This window comes from Zobellella iuensis, assembly GCF_016746085.1.
Classification (GTDB): domain Bacteria; phylum Pseudomonadota; class Gammaproteobacteria; order Enterobacterales; family Aeromonadaceae; genus Oceanimonas; species Oceanimonas iuensis.
In genome coordinates this window covers 42,011-58,416 of the sequence record NZ_JAERTZ010000023.1, presented here as the reverse complement: position 1 = coordinate 58,416, position 16,406 = coordinate 42,011, and the positions used below count along the sequence as shown (strand labels likewise).

13 protein-coding genes are annotated in these 16,406 nt (G+C 62.9%); 12 read left to right on the top strand and 1 reads right to left on the bottom strand.

Going from position 1 to position 16,406, the window contains the following annotated elements:
* Positions 1-329: 329 nt before the first annotated feature.
* The 3 genes from JKV55_RS10655 (at position 330) to JKV55_RS10645 (ending at position 3,166) form a co-directional block, all read left to right on the top strand.
* Complete coding sequence (locus tag JKV55_RS10655; protein WP_237332814.1) at positions 330-1,784, top strand: circularly permuted type 2 ATP-grasp protein; 1,455 nt, start codon at positions 330-332, stop codon at positions 1,782-1,784.
* 2 nt (positions 1,785-1,786) lie between these two features.
* The gene (locus tag JKV55_RS10650; protein ID WP_202085056.1) at positions 1,787-2,767 is read left to right on the top strand and encodes an alpha-E domain-containing protein; all 981 of its coding nucleotides are present in this window, start codon (positions 1,787-1,789) and stop codon (positions 2,765-2,767) included.
* A gap of 120 nt (positions 2,768-2,887) precedes the next feature.
* A complete protein-coding gene (locus JKV55_RS10645) occupies positions 2,888-3,166 on the top strand; it encodes a PTS sugar transporter subunit IIB (protein WP_202085054.1) in 279 nt (92 codons plus the stop codon).
* Between the two features lie 235 nt (positions 3,167-3,401).
* Here the strand turns inward: JKV55_RS10645 and JKV55_RS10640 are convergent, their stop codons facing one another.
* Entirely contained in the window at positions 3,402-4,385 is a 984-nt protein-coding gene (locus JKV55_RS10640; protein ID WP_237332813.1) for a LysR family transcriptional regulator, read from the bottom strand.
* A 320-nt stretch (positions 4,386-4,705) separates the two neighbouring features.
* On the opposite strand from JKV55_RS10640, the gene JKV55_RS10635 reads away from it, so the two are divergent.
* The 9 genes from JKV55_RS10635 (at position 4,706) to JKV55_RS10595 (ending at position 16,277) form a co-directional block, all read left to right on the top strand.
* The gene (locus JKV55_RS10635) at positions 4,706-5,971 is read left to right on the top strand and encodes an ABC transporter substrate-binding protein (RefSeq protein ID WP_202085052.1); all 1,266 of its coding nucleotides are present in this window, start codon (positions 4,706-4,708) and stop codon (positions 5,969-5,971) included.
* 61 nt (positions 5,972-6,032) lie between these two features.
* On the top strand, positions 6,033-7,034 hold the full coding sequence (locus tag JKV55_RS10630) for a carbohydrate ABC transporter permease (RefSeq protein ID WP_202085050.1): 1,002 nt from the start codon (positions 6,033-6,035) through the stop codon (positions 7,032-7,034).
* A complete protein-coding gene (locus tag JKV55_RS10625) occupies positions 7,031-7,876 on the top strand; it encodes a carbohydrate ABC transporter permease (protein WP_096779310.1) in 846 nt (281 codons plus the stop codon). The genes JKV55_RS10630 and JKV55_RS10625 overlap by 4 nt, the downstream gene beginning before the upstream one ends.
* Before the next feature lie 37 nt (positions 7,877-7,913).
* Positions 7,914-9,275, top strand: coding sequence for a family 4 glycosyl hydrolase (locus JKV55_RS10620; RefSeq protein ID WP_202085048.1), 1,362 nt, complete (start codon positions 7,914-7,916; stop codon positions 9,273-9,275).
* A 230-nt stretch (positions 9,276-9,505) separates the two neighbouring features.
* Positions 9,506-10,618 carry an ABC transporter ATP-binding protein gene (locus JKV55_RS10615; protein WP_202085046.1) on the top strand — a complete coding sequence of 371 codons (1,113 nt, stop codon included), beginning with the start codon at positions 9,506-9,508 and terminating at the stop codon, positions 10,616-10,618.
* Positions 10,619-10,648: 30 nt separating this feature from the next.
* Entirely contained in the window at positions 10,649-12,319 is a 1,671-nt protein-coding gene (locus tag JKV55_RS10610) for a glycoside hydrolase family 13 protein (RefSeq protein WP_202085045.1), read from the top strand.
* 214 nt (positions 12,320-12,533) lie between these two features.
* Positions 12,534-14,213 (top strand): glycoside hydrolase family 13 protein, encoded by a 1,680-nt coding sequence (locus JKV55_RS10605; protein ID WP_202085043.1) that lies wholly within the window; start codon positions 12,534-12,536, stop codon positions 14,211-14,213.
* Between the two features lie 388 nt (positions 14,214-14,601).
* Positions 14,602-15,957 carry a type II toxin-antitoxin system HipA family toxin gene (locus JKV55_RS10600; protein ID WP_202085041.1) on the top strand — a complete coding sequence of 452 codons (1,356 nt, stop codon included), beginning with the start codon at positions 14,602-14,604 and terminating at the stop codon, positions 15,955-15,957.
* Positions 15,957-16,277: a helix-turn-helix domain-containing protein gene (locus JKV55_RS10595; protein WP_202085039.1), complete on the top strand. Its 321-nt coding sequence runs from the start codon at positions 15,957-15,959 to the stop codon at positions 16,275-16,277. Before JKV55_RS10600 ends, JKV55_RS10595 begins: the two co-directional genes overlap by 1 nt.
* Positions 16,278-16,406 lie beyond the last annotated feature (129 nt).

The following is a 16,406-nucleotide window of genomic DNA, read 5'->3' as shown; positions in this document are numbered from 1 at the left end:
TTCTAGGGGGATCATTTTGGTGCATTTGAGTCCGTGTGGTGGTCTGATGAGGGTGCCGCTACCTTAACAAAAGATAGGCTCTCCTATAGCAATATAATTACATTGACCCTTTTTGGTGATGACCTCCAGGAAGGTGAGCTGTATTGGTGCAATGAATCACGGGAGGATAATTAAAATACGGTTATTAAAGTAGGGTTCCATTGAAAGTGCCAAAGGTTGGCATGCCGGTTGCTTTATCGATTAAGCATCTGTTTAGATGCAGTAGTGATGTAGGGGATGGGTTAGCGAGCATTTCTCATCCAAACAAAAAAATATCGGGAATCACGCTTATGAGCAAAGCGAACTGGCATAACTATGCGTGCAACGGATTTTACGATGAGCTGATTGCCCAGCCGGGCGTTGCCCGGGCGGAAGCGAAGATGTTGTGTGAATACCTGGCGCAACTCGCTCCCCATGAGCTTGCCGAACACAAGGCGGCCGCGGAAGTGGCCATCCAGGCCATGGGTATCACCTTTACCGTCTATACCGAGGGCAATATGATCGACCGGGCCTGGCCCTTCGACATAGTGCCGCGCATCATCCCTTTGAATGAATGGCAAAAAACCGCCGCCGGCCTGAAGCAAAGGGTCAAGGCGCTCAACCTCTTTATCGATGATCTCTATCACGAGCAGCGTATCGTCAAGGAGGGGATACTGCCCGCCGAGGTGCTGGCCCAGTCGGTGAACTTCCGGCCCCAGTGCGTGGGGATCACGCCGCCGCACCGGGTGTGGGCCCATATCTGCGGCTCGGATCTGGTGCGCGACAAGGACGGCACCCTCTACGTGCTGGAGGACAACCTGCGGGTGCCCTCGGGAGTGTCCTACATGCTGGAGAACCGCAACGTCACCAAGCGGGTGTTGCCGGAGCTGTTCGCCACCGGTCGCATCCAGCCCCTGGACGACTACCCGGCCCAGCTCTACGACATGCTGGCCAGCATGTCGCCCCGGCCGGGAGAGGATCCGCAAATCGTGGTGCTGACCCCGGGCATCTACAACTCCGCCTACTTCGAGCATTCCTACCTGGCCCAGCAGATGGGGGTGGAGCTGGTGGAAGGGCCGGATCTGGTGGTGCTGGACGACGACTGCGTGTATATGCGCACCGTGGACGGCCTCAAGCGGGTGGACGTGATCTACCGCCGTATCGACGACATGTTCCTCGATCCGGAAGCCTTCAACCCGGAGTCCATGCTGGGCGTGCCCGGCCTGATGCGGGCCTGGCGCCGGGGCAAGGTGGCGCTGGCCAACGCGCCCGGCGCCGGGGTGGCGGACGACAAGGTCATCTACGCCTTCGTGCCCGAGATCATCCGTTTCTACCTGAGCGAGGAGCCCTTGCTGCCCAATGTGCCCAGCTATTTGTGCATGTTCGAGCAGGATCGCGACTATGTGCTGGCCAATCTCGACAAGCTGGTGGTCAAGCCCGCCAACGAGTCGGGCGGTTACGGCATGCTGGTCGGGCCTCACTCCACCGCCGCCGAGCAGAAGCAGTTTGCCGAGCTGATCAAGGCCAATCCGCGTAACTACATGGCCCAGCCCACCCTGGCCCTGTCGACCTCGCCTACCCTGTGCGAGCACGAGATGGAGCCGCGCCACGTGGATCTGCGGCCCTTCATCCTCTCGGGCGAGCAGACCTACGTGACCATGGGCGGCCTGACCCGGGTGGCGCTGACCAAGGGCTCGCTGGTGGTGAACTCCTCCCAGGGTGGAGGTAGCAAGGACACCTGGATAGTAGACGTGGGAGGGAACTGATCATGCTGTCGAGAGTAGCTGAAAACATTTACTGGCTGGCCCGTTATCTGGAACGGGCCGAAGACACGGCGCGCCTGATCAGCGTGAACAGCCACCTGTTGCTGGACTTCCCCCAGGCCACCAGCCTGGGCTGGTCGTCGCTGGTGACCATCACCGGCAGCGAGGCGCTGTTCAACCAGCATTACCAGGAGCCGGACGAAGTCAGCGTGCTGAACTTCCTGTGCATGGACCGGCGCTATTCGGGCTCCATACTGTCGTCGCTGGCGGCGGCGCGGGAGAACCTGCGCACCACCCGGGACGTGATGCCGAACAGCATCTGGGAGGAAGTCAACCAGCTGTATCTGGGGATCTGCAAGCTGGAGGCCCAGGGCCTGGCGCCCCGCAAGCGGGACGCTTTTCTCACCCGGGTCATCCGCAGCTGCGAAACCGTCAACGGCATCATCGCCGGCACCCTCAGCCACACCCAGGTGCGCACCTTCCTGCGCCTGGGCCGGCAGCTGGAGCGGGCCGACATGACCACCCGCATCATAGACGTGCGCTCGGCCAACCTGTTGCCGCGCAGCGCCGAGGATCTCAAGCCGTTCGAAACCCTGCAGTGGATGAGCGTGCTGAAATCCCTGAGTGGCTACCAGATGTACCGCCAGCAGGTGCGGCTGGCGGTGCGCGGGCCCGATGTGCTGCGTTTCCTGCTGCAGGACGAGTCCTTCCCCAGGGCGGTGGCCTGCTGTATCGACCAGCTGTCGCGGGAGCTGGCCAGCCTGCCGCGACACCAGCCGGCGCTGGCGGCGGCGGAACGCTGCCAACGGTTGCTGAGCGGGGCCTGCATCGACAAGTTGGCGGGCGAACCCGATCGGCTGCACGATTTTATCGACCTGGTACAGATAGCCCTCAGTGAACTGCATGGGGAAATCTGCCTCAGCTGGTTCGCGCCTTTTGAAACCGACACCTGGGCCCCCCTGCAGGTGCAAAGCCAGCAGGGCTGAGCCCGGACCGGCTCAATATAGAGCACATCTATGTTGAGCCGGTAAAAATCGATTTTATTTATCCGAATGTCCCTCGCTATGATCCCGGTGGCAAGATCCCATTTGATTCAGGAGGCGGTGATGGAAGATAAACCATTGGCGGAGGCGCTGCTGGGCGCCCTGGGCGGCAAACAGAACCTGGCGCGACTGCGCTATTGCGCCAGCCGTGTCCGGGTGTGCCTGCACAACGAGGGCCTGCTCGACAGGGCGCGCATCGCGCAGCTGGGCGAGGTACGCGCCCTGGTGGCGGGGGCCGGTGGCGAGCACCAGCTGGTGCTGGGGCCGGGCAAGGCCAGGCCGCTCTACCAGCAACTGGTGGCGGCAGGCGGCCTGGAACGGCTGGTAGCCGAAGACCGATAAGCGAAGGGGCCGGCATGGCCCTTCAGATTGCTTACAAACCCTCGCCGTTCTCTGTTGTCACTCCCGCCGTTCTCTGTTGTCACTCCCGCGAAGGCGGGAGTCCAGTGCACTATGTCATGGATCTCCGCCTTCGCGGAGATGACGGCAGTTTAACCGCATTGATAAAGGGAAATATCTGGCGAAAAAGCGGAGGATGGACTTTGTCATCAAGCGAAGGGGCCGGCATGGCCCCTCGTTATTCCAGCAGATGGCGGTTCTGCTCCATATGCCCGCGTATCAGCTCGATCACCTGCGCGATATGCGGGTCTTCCCCTTTTTCCCTCATCAGGTAAATGCCCACTATGCCCTTGCGCAGGGGCTCTTTCAGCCTGAGCGGGAGCACCTCGAAGCGGGCGAAATAATCCTGCATGCAACTGGGGAACACCATGATGCCGTTGGTGGCGGCCAGCATGTCCACGGCGGTGGCGACGGAGTTGGTGGAATAGACCACCCGCTCGGTCATGTGCAGTTGCAGCCGCTCCCGGCGTTTGGGCTGCATGTCTTCCATCACGTGCTGGTAGCGGCTTTCATCGGGGGTGAGTTCGATATGGGGGTAGGCCAGCAGCTCCTCCGGGCCGACGGTGCGCCCGCGCAGCGGATGGCCGGTGCGCGCATAGCAGGCATCGGTCGAACTCAGCAGCGGCAGGAAGCTGACCCCGGCCTTGGGGTTGAGCCCCTGGATCTCGTGGCCGATAAAGAGATCGATATCGCCGCTCAGCAGCAGATCCATCAGCCGCAGGTGGTTGCCCAGATCGATATGGACATTGGCGGTGGGGTACTGGCGGCGGTGGGCCTCGAAGCTCTGCCGCAGAAACATGTGCCACCAGGCGTGGCCGGTGCCTATCTTCAGGCTCTGCTCCTGGCGCTCCTTGAGCAGGTCCATCCTGATCAGGGTATTGTCGTAGATGCGCTGCATCATCCGCGCCTGCTCCAGCAGCAGCTCGCCGTATTCGGTGAGGGTCACCCCGCTGGAGCTGCGTACCAGCAGCTGCACCCCCAGGTTTTCTTCCAGCTTCTTCATGTTGTGGGTCAGGGTCGGCTGGCTCAGGCACAACCGGTTGGCCGCATGGCTGACGTTCTTGAGGGTGCCCACCTCGATAAACTGGCGCAACAGCTTGTCCACGATACGTCCTTGTTGGTGATAGATACTTTCTATCGCAGAGCTTAAAAGCCTGGCCATTTTTGTCAATCCTTCGAACCAAAGCGCTTTAAAAATATAGCTTCGGGTAATGATGATGTCCGGCGTCGGGGCAGGACCAAGCCCAGGGCGCAGGATTTTTTGCGGTGCGATCACAGATCCGCACCTGGCCGTGGACGGCAGTGGGCCAGAACTGTGAAACGGATCACTAAGGTCCCTTTTGATATAGATGTTTTCTATATTGATCATGAAATAAAGCATTTCTTTTTATCTCTCCGTCTCCTCTAGGATGGACACAGCTAAAGTTAACGGATGGTTAACACCATCCCTTATCCCTCCAATCAGGAAGAAGAGAGGTCAAGATGAAAGTACGTACGCTCGGCATGGTGGCGGCCCTGGTGGCCGCATCCCTGAACGCGGCCAAGGCCGATACCCTGCGCATGGAATGCGCGCCCACCGGCGCCGGCAAGGAGTTTTGCGACTATGTGAAGGAGCGCTTCGAAACGCAGACCGGCCATACCCTGGAATTTATCGAGTTTCCGCCGTCGTCCGACGAAAAACTGGGCCTGTTCCAGCAGCTGTTCGCCGCCCGGGACGGCAACGCCGTGGATCTGTTCCAGGCCGACACCGTCTGGGTGGGCCTGCTCGACCGCCACACCCTGGATCTGACCGAGCAGGTGGCCGAGCTGGAAGCCGACTTCTTCCCCGGCGCCTGGCAGAACAACATCGTCAACGGCCGGGTCAAGGCGGTGCCGGCCTTCCTGGATTCCGGCGCCCTCTATTACCGCCAGGATCTGCTGGAAAAATACGGCGAGCAGCCGCCCGCCAGCTGGGAGGAGCTGACCCGCATCGCCACCCGCATCCAGGAAGGGGAGCGGGCCGCCGGCCAGCGTAACTTCTGGGGCCTGGTATTCCAGGGCAAGTCCTACGAGGGACTGACCTGCAACGCCCTGGAGTGGGTGGCCTCCCATGGCGGCGGCGACTTCGTCGACAGCGACGGCCAGGTCACCATCGACAATGCCCGCGCCGCCCAGGCCCTGGACATGGCCGCCGGCTGGGTCGGCACCATAGCGCCCCAGGGCGCCCTCGGTTACATGGAGGAAGAGGCCCGCGCCGTGTTCCAGAACGGCGGCGCCCTGTTTATGCGCAACTGGCCCTATGCCTATGTGCTGGCCCAGGCCGACAACAGCCCGGTCAAGGGCAAGGTGGGAGTAATGCCGCTGCCGAGCGGGGCCGAGGGCGAGTCGGTGGCCGCCCTGGGCGGCTGGCAGTGGTCGGTGAGCGCCTACAGCAAGAACCCCGAGGCGGCGGTGGCCCTGCTGAAAATCGTGAGCGACGCCGAGGCCCAGAAGAAGGCGCTGCAACTGGTCGGGGTCGCCCCCTCGCGCGTGGCCCTGTACGAGGATCCGGAAGTGCTGGCCATGGCGCCCTACCTCGCCGAATTCAGGGACATTTTCGCCAATGCCCGGCCGCGGCCGGCCACCCAGACCAAGGGCCAGTATGCCCGGGTGTCCAACGCCATCTACAACGCCACCTACAACGTGCTGAGCGGGCGCAGCAGCGGCGAACAGGCGGTAGCGGATCTGCAGACGCGGCTGGAACGTATCAAGGGCAAGGAGTGGCGCTGATGCCCGGGCGGGCCGCGTGCGGCCCGCTTTCCCTGCCGATCTGAATGACACGGAGTAATCCATGGAACACTACACCAAGACCCTGACCCCGACGGAGCGCGCCAAGGCGGCCGCGAACGCGGCGGCGCCCGGCCTGGCGGGGCGGCGCAAGCTCAACCACCAGCAGCGGCGCGCCCGCGTCGCCTGGGTGCTGGTCGCCCCGGCGCTGCTGCTGCTGGCGGCGGTGGCCGGCTGGCCGCTGTTGCGCACCCTGTTCTACAGCCTGACCGATGCCGCCCTGGACGCGCCGCACGAATACAACTTCGTCGGCCTGGCCAACTACCTGGAGCTGACCGACAGCGGCGCCTACGGCGTGCTGGCCGATCCCCTGTGGTGGCAGGCGGTGGGCAACACCCTCTGGTTCACCGGGGTGTCGGTGTCGCTCGAGCTGGTGCTGGGCATGCTGCTGGCGCTGCTGATGAACCAGACCTTCCGCGGCCAGGGCCTGGTGCGCACCGCCATACTGGTGCCCTGGGCCATTCCCACCATAGTCACCGCCAAGATGTGGGGCTGGATGTTCCACGACCAGTTCGGGGTGGTGAACGATCTGCTGCTGCGCGCCGGCCTGATCGACCAGCCCCTGGCCTGGATAGCCAGCCCGTCGCTGTCGATGTGGGCGGTGGTGATGGCGGACGTATGGAAGACCACCCCCTTTATGGCGCTGATGCTGCTGGCCGCGCTGCAGCTGATCCCCAAGGATTTGTACGAGGCGGCCCGGGTCGACGGCGCCAACGCCTGGCAGCGCTTCTGGCGCATCACCCTGCCGCTGATCATGCCGGCGCTGATCGTGGCGCTGATCTTCCGGGTGATGGATGCGCTGCGGGTATTCGACCTCATCTATGTGCTCACCTCCAACAGCGAGGCCACCATTTCCATCTCCGGTTACGCCCGGGATCAGATGGTGAGCTACCAGGAAATGGGCTTCGGCTCCGCCGCCTCGGTACTGGTGTTCATGATGGTGGCCGGCATCGCCGCCTGCTTCCTCTACGTGGGCCGTTTCAATGACAAGGAGAACAAGGCATGAAGCTCGGTCGTCAGCAACGGGAATGGGGCCACAAGGGCCTGATCTACGCCGGCGCCGCCCTGGCCGGCCTGATCTGCGTGTTCCCCTTCTACTACGCGGTGCTCACCTCGCTGCGCACCGGCCAGGAGCTGTTTCTGGCCAACTACCTGCCCTCGGGCTTTCACTGGGACAACTACATCGGCGCCCTGGTGGACAACGGCATCGCCCGCAGCCTGCTGAACTCGGTGCTGGTGGCCACCGTCACCGTGGGGCTGTGCCTGCTGGTGTCGATCACCGCCGCCTTCGCCCTGGCGCGGATCTCCTTCCGCGGGCGCAAGTACCTGCTGTTCACCATATTGTGCGTGTCCATGTTTCCCCAGGTGGCGGTGCTGTCGGGCATGTTCGAGCTGGTGCGCTTTATGGGGCTGTACGACTCATTGGGCGCCCTGGTGCTGTCCTACACCACCTTCTCGCTGCCTTTCACCGTCTGGGTGTTGACCACCTTTATGAAATCCATGCCGGTGGAGCTGGAAGAGGCGGCCATCGTCGACGGCGCCAGCACCTGGGTGATCATCACCCGCATCTTCGCGCCCATCATGGGGCCCTCGCTGGTCACCACCGGCCTGCTGGCCTTTATCGGCGCCTGGAACGAGTTCATGTTCGCGCTCACCTTTGTGATCTCGAGCGGCAAGCGCACCGTGCCGGTGGCCATCGGCATGTTCCAGGGCGCTTCCCAGTACGAACTGCCCTGGGGCAGCATCATGGCCGCCTCGGTGGTGGTGACGCTGCCGATCATCGTGCTGGTACTGATTTTCCAGAAACGCATCGTCAGCGGCCTGACCAGCGGTGCGGTCAAGGGTTGATCCACTTAACAACAGTGTCTGAAAAAGGAGAAAACGAATGGCTACCAAAATCGTCCTGATCGGCGCCGGCAGCGCCCAGTTCGGCTACGGCACCCTGGGTGACATCTTCCAGAGCGCCACCCTGGCCGGCAGCGAAATCGTGCTGCACGACATCAACCCCCGCGCCCTGGCGGCCACCGAGCAGACCGCCCGCGACTTTCTCGCCGCCCGGGACCTGCCCTTCACCGTCAGCGCCACCGTGGATCGCAAGGCCGCGCTGCTGGGTGCCGACTTCGTGATCATCTCCATCGAGGTGGGCGACCGCTTCGCGCTCTGGGATCAGGACTGGCAGATCCCGCTGCAGTACGGCATCCAGCAGGTCTACGGCGAGAACGGCGGCCCCGGCGGCCTGTTCCACTCCCTGCGCATCATACCGCCGATCCTGGAGATCTGCGCCGATATCGCCGACATCTGCCCCGATGCCTGGACCTTCAACTACTCCAATCCCATGAGCCGGATCTGCACCACGGTGCACCGCCGCTTTCCCGGGCTCAACTTCGTCGGCATGTGCCACGAAATCGCCTCCCTGGAACGCTACCTGCCGGAAATGCTGGACACCCCCTTCAGCAACCTGGCCCTGCGCGCCGGCGGCCTCAACCACTTCAGCGTGCTGCTCGAGGCCAGCTACCGGGACAGCGGCAAGGACGCCTACGCCGACATCCGCGCCAAGGCGCCGGGCTATTTCGAGAAACTGCCGGGCTACAGCGACATCCTGGAATACACCCGCACCCACGGCAAGCTGGTGGACACCGAGGGCAGCACCGAGCGCGACGCCCTGGGCGGCGCCGACAGCCGCTACCCCTGGGCGGATCGCACCCTGTTCCGGGAAATCCTCGAGAAGTTCCACCACCTGCCCATCACCGGCGACAGCCACTTCGGCGAGTACATCCGCTGGGCCCATGAGGTGAGCGACCACCGCGGCATCCTCGACTTCTACAGCTTCTACCGCAACTACCTGGGCCAGGTAGAGCCGGTGATTGAACTCAAGCTCAAGGAGCGGGTGGTGCCCATCATGGAAGGCATGCTCACCGACGCCGGCTACGAGGAAGGGGCGGTCAACATCCCCAACCAGGGCTTTATCCGCCAGTTGCCCGAGTTTATGGCGGTGGAAGTACCGGCCATCATCGACCGCAAGGGCGTGCACGGCATCCGGCTGGACATGCCGGCCGGGGTGGCGGGGCTGCTCTGCAACCAGGTGGCGGTGCACGACCTCACCGCCGAGGCGGTGCTGCAGGGCTCGCGGGATCTGGTGATCCAGGCGCTGCTGGTGGACTCGGTCAACGACAAGTGCCGCCGTATCCCGGAAATGGTCGACCTGATGATAGACCGCCAGCGGCCCTATCTGGATTACCTCAAGTAAGGCCGGGGCGGGGCCCAGTCTCAGGCTGCTGACAAACCTTAGCCGTTCTCTGTCGTCACTCCCGCGAAGGCGGGAGTCCAGTGCCATATGTCATGGATCTCCGCCTTCGCGGAGATGACGGCAGTTGAACCGGGGTGATAAAGGGAAATGTCTGGCAAAAAGCAGGTAATGGACTTTGTCATCAAGCTGGGGCGGGGCTTCCCGCCTCTCGGAAAACAGGATGTAACAACATGGCGCAATTAACACTGGAAAAACTGCAAAAACGCTACGGCAAGGCGGCCGAGGTGATCAAATCGCTGGACTTGCAGATCAACAGCGGCGAGTTCGTGGTGTTCGTCGGGCCTTCGGGCTGCGGCAAGTCCACCCTGCTCAGAATGATAGCGGGGCTGGAGGAGATCAGCGCGGGCAGCATGTACATCGACGGCCAGTACGTCAACGACGACACCCCCGCCGAGCGCGGCATCGGCATGGTGTTCCAGTCCTATGCCCTCTACCCGCACATGAGCGTGTACCAGAACATGGCCTTCGCCCTGGAGTTGGCCGGCCACCCCAAGCAGGAGATAGACCAGAAGGTGCGCGACTCGGCCCGGATCCTGCAGCTCGAGCCCCTGCTGGAGCGCAAGCCCAAGGATCTGTCCGGCGGCCAGCGCCAGCGCGTGGCCATCGGCCGCGCCATCGTGCGCGAGCCCAAGCTGTTCCTGTTCGACGAGCCCCTGTCCAACCTGGACGCCTCGCTGCGGGTGCAGATGCGTATGGAAATCGCCACCCTGCACCAACGGCTGGGCTCCACCATCATCTACGTGACCCACGACCAGGTAGAGGCCATGACCCTGGCCGATCGCATCGTGGTGCTGAACAAGGGCAACATCGAACAGGTGGGCACCCCGCTCGAACTCTACGACCACCCGGCCAACGAATTCGTGGCCCAGTTCATCGGCTCGCCCAAGATGAACCTGATCCCCGCCATCCTCAAGCGTGCCGGGGCCGAGCAGAGCCTGGTCGAACTCGACAACGGCAAGACCCTGGCGCTGCCCATCGCCACCCCGGCCGAGGCCGAAGGCCAGAGCGTCAACCTCGGCATCCGCCCCGAGCACGTCCAGTGGGGCGACCTCGAGCAATGCGAGTACCAGGGGGAGGTGATGTTCGTCGAGCACATGGGCAACGAGACCTACCTCTACCTCGACAACGGCAACGCCGGCGAGCCCTGGGTGGTGCGCAACGCCGAGCGTTCGCCCATAGCGGCGGGCGCCCTGGTCGGCATCCGCCTGCCGGCGGCCTGCTGCTACCTGTTCGATCGCGAGGGCCGGGCCTTCGACCGCCTGCTGCCCACCGCCCAGCATTGATTGCTTTCACTTTTTGAGACGGAACCGGACATGAACCCAGCAACAGACAAAAAATGGTGGCACGACGCCGTGGTCTACCAGATCTACCCGCGCAGCTTTATGGACGCCAACGGCGACGGCATCGGCGATCTGGCGGGCATTGTGCAGCGGCTCGACTACCTGCAGCGGCTCGGCGTCAACGTCATCTGGCTGTCGCCGGTGTTCAGTTCGCCGATGGACGACAACGGCTACGATATTTCCGACTACCAGGACATCGCCCCCGAGTTCGGCACCCTGGCCGAGATGGAGCAGTTGATCGCCGAGGCCGGCCAGCGCGATATCCGCATCCTGATGGATCTGGTGGTCAACCACACCAGCGACGAACACCCCTGGTTTGTCGAGTCGCGCCGCTCCCTCGACAACCCCTACCGGGACTTCTACATCTGGCGCCGGCCGGCGGCGGCCGGCGGCCCGCCCAACGACTTCCGCTCCTACTTCGGCGGCAGCGGCTGGGAATACGACGAGGCGACCGGCGAGTACTACTTCCACCAGTTCTCGCGCAAGCAGCCGGATCTGAACTGGGAAAACCCCCGGGTGCAGGCCAAGGTACACAAGATGATGAACTGGTGGCTGGACAAGGGCATCGGCGGCTTTCGCATGGACGTGATCGATCTTATCGGCAAGGAAGTGGACGCCCAGATCATGACCAACGGTGCCCGCCTGCACCCGCTGCTGCAGGAGATGAACAAAGCCACCTTCGGCGGGCGCGACCAGCTCACCGTGGGCGAAACCTGGAGCGCCACCCCCGAGATAGCAAAGCTCTATTCGGATCCGGCGCGGGAAGAGCTGTCCATGGTGTTCCAGTTCGAGCACATCACCCAGACCTGGGACGAGGAAGAAGGCAAGTGGCGCAGCCGGCCCTTCAGCCTGGCGGCGTTCAAGGCCATCACCGACAAGTGGCAGCTGGGCCTGGCCGACACCGGCTGGAACTCCCTGTTCTGGAACAACCACGACCTGCCCCGGGCGGTGTCCAAGTTCGGCGACCCGGGGCGCTACCGGGTCGAGTCCGCCAAGATGCTGGCCACCGCCCTGCACGGCCTCAAGGGCACGCCCTATGTCTACCAGGGCGAGGAGATCGGCATGACCAACGTGCGCTTCGAGCGCATCGACCAGTACCGGGACATCGAGAGCCTCAACCTCTACCGGGAGCGCACCGCCGCCGGCGTGCCCCATGAGCAGATGCTGGCCGGCATTCACGCCAACGGCCGGGACAACGCCCGCACCCCCATGCAGTGGAGCGGCGAGGCCAACGCCGGCTTTACCCGGGGCACGCCCTGGATCGAGGTCAACCCCAACCACGACCAGATCAACGTGGCCGCCGCCCTGGACGATCCGTACTCCGTTTTCTACCACTACCAGCGGCTGATCCGCCTGCGCAAGGCCCATCCGGTGCTGGTGTACGGCGACTACCAGCCGCTGCTGAGCGAGCACCCGCGGGTGTTCGCCTACCAGCGCCGGCTCGGCGACCAACTGCTGCTGGTGCTGTGCAACTTCTTCGCCGGCCGCGCCAGCCTTGCCCTGCCCGACGCGCTGCAGCAGCAGGCGGGAGAGGTGCTGATCAGCAACTACGCCCCCCGCGACCACTGGCGCGGCGAGCTGGAGCTGCAGCCCTATGAGGCCTTTATGGTGCTGCTGGACGAAGCGGATTGTTCAGTCGGCTGAGAAGCCCAAAGGAGGACAAAGGGGGCTGCTCCACCGACCGTGACATGCCAGGGATGGCATGTCCGAGCCTACAGGGATGTACTCGTGGCGTGTCGGAGGAGTAGACCCTTTGGCCGGCACTGCATCCGAGCCGACAGTCGCATTTGCCAGCAAGCGGAATATTTCTTTAATCCGAACAAAGCCTTATCAATAAACCCTACCCGAGGTGAAAAAGATGACCACCACAACAAGCGGCCAGCTGCAGCGCAGCTGGTGGAAGGAAGCCGTTGCCTACCAGATCTATCCGCGCAGCTTTATGGACTCCAACGGCGACGGTGTCGGCGATCTGAACGGCATCATCATCAAGCTGGACTACCTGAAAGAGCTGGGGGTGGACGTGATCTGGCTCTGCCCCATGTACCCGTCCCCCAACGACGACAACGGCTACGACATCAGCGACTACCAGGGCATCATGGCCGAGTTCGGCACTCTGGCCGACTTCGACCGGCTGCTGGCCGAGGTGCATGCCCGCGGCATGAGGCTTATCCTGGATCTGGTGGTCAACCATACCAGCGACGAGCACCCCTGGTTCCTCGAATCCCGCTCCTCCAAAGACAACCCCAAGCGCGACTGGTATGTCTGGCGCGACGGCAAGCACGGCGCCGAGCCCAACAACTGGGAGAGCATCTTCAAGGGCTCGGCCTGGGAGTACGACCAGGGCACCGACCAGTACTTCCTGCATCTTTTTTCCCGCAAGCAGCCGGATCTGAACTGGGAAAATCAAGAGGTGCGCGATGCGGTGTACGACATGATGCGCTGGTGGCTGGACAAGGGCATCGACGGCTTTCGCATCGACGCCATCTGCCACATGAAGAAGGAGCCGGCACTGTCCGACATGCCCAACCCGCAAGGGCTGCGTTATGTGCCTTCCTTCGACAAGCACATGAACGCGGAAGGGCTGTTCGACTATGTGGACGACATGTGCCGGCAGGTGTTCCACCACTACGACATCATGACGGTGGGGGAGGTCAACGGCGCCGACGCGGTGGCGGGCGAGCAATGGGTGGGCGAGCAGCGTCGCCGGCTCAACATGATTTTCCAGTTCGAACACGTCAAGCTGTGGGAAGCCAACCCGCACCAGCGCCTCGACCTGCTGGCGCTCAAGGATATCTTCGGCCGCTGGCAGGGCGGGCTGGAGGGCCGGGGCTGGAACGCCCTCTACGTGGAGAACCACGATATCCCGCGCATCGTCTCCAAATGGGGGGATACCCGGGACTACTGGCGGGAAAGCGCCACCGCCATCGCCGCCATGTACTTCCTGATGCAGGGCACGCCCTTTATCTACCAGGGCCAGGAAATCGGCATGACCAACACGGTTTTCGATAGCCTCGACGATTTCAACGACGTGGCCGCCAAAAACCAGTATGCCGAACTGCAGCGCCAGGGCTGGGCCGAATCCGACATACTGGCGCAGCTGTCGCGTACCGGGCGGGACAACTCGCGCACCCCCATGCAGTGGGACGCCGGCCCCGGGGCGGGCTTTACCACCGGCCAGCCCTGGCTCAAGGTCAACCCCAACGCCGGGGCCATCAACGTGGCCGCCCAGCAAGGCGACCCGGACTCGGTGCTCAATTTCTACCGAGCCCTTATCCGCCTGCGCAAGGCCGCGCCGGCGCTGATCTACGGCGACTACCAACTGCTGCTGGCGGAGCATCCGCAGATCTACGCCTACCGTCGCACCCTGGGGGACGAGCGCTGGCTGGTGCTGGTCAACCTGAGCGGGCAGCCGGCGGACTGTCAGCTGCTGGAGGAGGCGCTGCCGGCGGCCGGGCCGCAACTGGCCAACTATCCGCAGACCATGGCAGAGGGCAACAGCCTGCGGCCCTTCGAGGCCCGGATATACCGGCTGGAGTGAGCGGCGAGGGGCGGACACCGGATCCACGGGGTTTGTTGTAGGGTCCGTTTCAACGGACCATCCCACCCACGGTGCCGGGATTCGGTCGAATAAATTCGACCCTACGGCCGGCGCCGGGGTCCTGCCGTAGGTCCATTTCAACGGACCATCCCACCCACGGCGCGCCAGCTCAACCTGCACAAAGAGCCTGAGAGCCTTGGTGGGTCGAGGCCAGCCGACCTTTTTTGCTTCCGGCGGCCCTGGTTGAGCAGACGGGTTGACCGAAATGTGCAAAATATCACTCAAAATAAGCTGAGCAATCATAATTTGGGTATTTTATTGCTCAATAAAGACTTTCCTTGCTATTGTTGAGCAATATAATTCTCACCGTCTTGCGAGGTAACCCGGTGTGGAACCCATCAAGCTCACCATTCAGATTTATCAGCAGGGGAACTGGCAGGACGCGGCCGAACTGATCATAGCGCAGCCCCAACTCGGCAGAGGCGGGCCGGTGCGGCTGGGATACGACTTCGACTACGCCATTCAATTCCAGTACCGGGACGACGAGCATGCCTGCGGCCTTGCCCTGCCCGTTGAGCTGATGATCCCGCACGACTCGCCCACCTGGTTCGGCTTTTTGGACGACATCATGCCCGCCGGCGCGGCCCGCCGATATTGGGTGAACCAACTGGGGCTGGGCAATATGCCGCCGGAACGGCAGGACACCGAGCTGCTGCGCCAGGGCACCATAGCGCCGGTTGGCAACCTGCGCATCAAGGAAGCCCTGCCCGAGCTGCCCGCCGGCAGCGGCCTGAAGCAGCGGCGTTTTTCCGTGCAGGACGTGGTGGAGCGCGACACCGACTTTCTGGAATATGCCCAGCAAATGGGCGCGGCCAGCGGGGGCGCCACCGGTGCCGGCGGGGAAGCGCCCAAGCTGCTGCTGCGTTGTTCAAGCAACGATGAAGTGTGGATAGACACCTTTCAGGACGACTCGCACAACCCGGATGGCCACTACCTGGTTAAATTTCCGCGCAACAACCGCGGCCCCATCGATTGCGACATTCTGCGCGCCGAATATCACTATTACCAGGAGCTGCACAGCCTGGGCGTGAACACCATCAGCACCAAAGGCATGCGGCTGTTGGAAGGCGAGCGCTTTCCTTCCCTGTGGCTGCCCCGCTTTGATGTGGCCATGGAAAACAGCCGCCAGATCCGCTACGGGCTGGAATCCGTTTACTCTGTGTTCAACAAGGCACCGGGGAGCTATTTAAAGCACCAGGATGTACTGCGGAGTTTGGTTACGCTGCTGGAAAAGCAACACCGGGTAACGGAGCTGGGTGAAAAGTTTAAGCGGCAGGCATTTGTGATTGAGTGGGTAAAGCGGGATCTGTTGAACGTGGCCTTTGGCAATTCGGACAACCACGGCCGCAACACCGCCCTGCTGAAAAGGCCCGAAGGGATCTGGCTCTCGCCGGTGTACGACTTTGCACCCATGAAGGCCGACCCGGAAACGGTGCCCAGGGCCACCACCTGGGGCAGCCCGCTGGAAGAAGGCGGCCATTTCCACTGGCAGGCCATTGCCGAAGAGCTGGCGGATTTGGTTGAACCGGCGCAGCTGCTGGATGAGTTGGGCGAACTGGCCCGAAAACTGGTCGGGCTCAAGCCGCGCCTGCAAAACCGGGGCGTGCCCGACAGCATCATCAAGATGCCGGTGATGGGGTTTGATTACCTGGATGCCAAACTGGAAAGCTGGAAATTACTTTGATGAAAAAGCCGAGCCCTACCGAACGGGAAGCCTTGCTGATAGCCCTGCTTACCCAACTGTTCAGCGGCGAGATCACCGAAGGAAAACTGCTGCGTACCCTGAGAAAAGAGCTGCTGAACATGTCGCAAACCGAATACGCAGCCCTGGTGGGCGTGAGCCGGCGGACCCTGTCGGACGTGGAGCGGGACACCGGCAGCCCAACGCTGGCGGTGCTTAACGCCATTTTCAAACCCTTCGGCCTCAGGGCCGGCCTGTTGCCCCGCAGCCCGACCCTGATGAAAAAAATGCTGGCCGGCGAGATGCCGGGGGTGGTCGAATAAATTCGACCCTACGGCCGGCGCCGGGCCTGCCGTAGGGTCCGTTTCAACGGACCATCCCGCCCACGGCGCCGGGGTTCGGTCGAATAAATTCGACCCTACGGTCGCCGGCTACGCCTGGCCTGCCGCAGG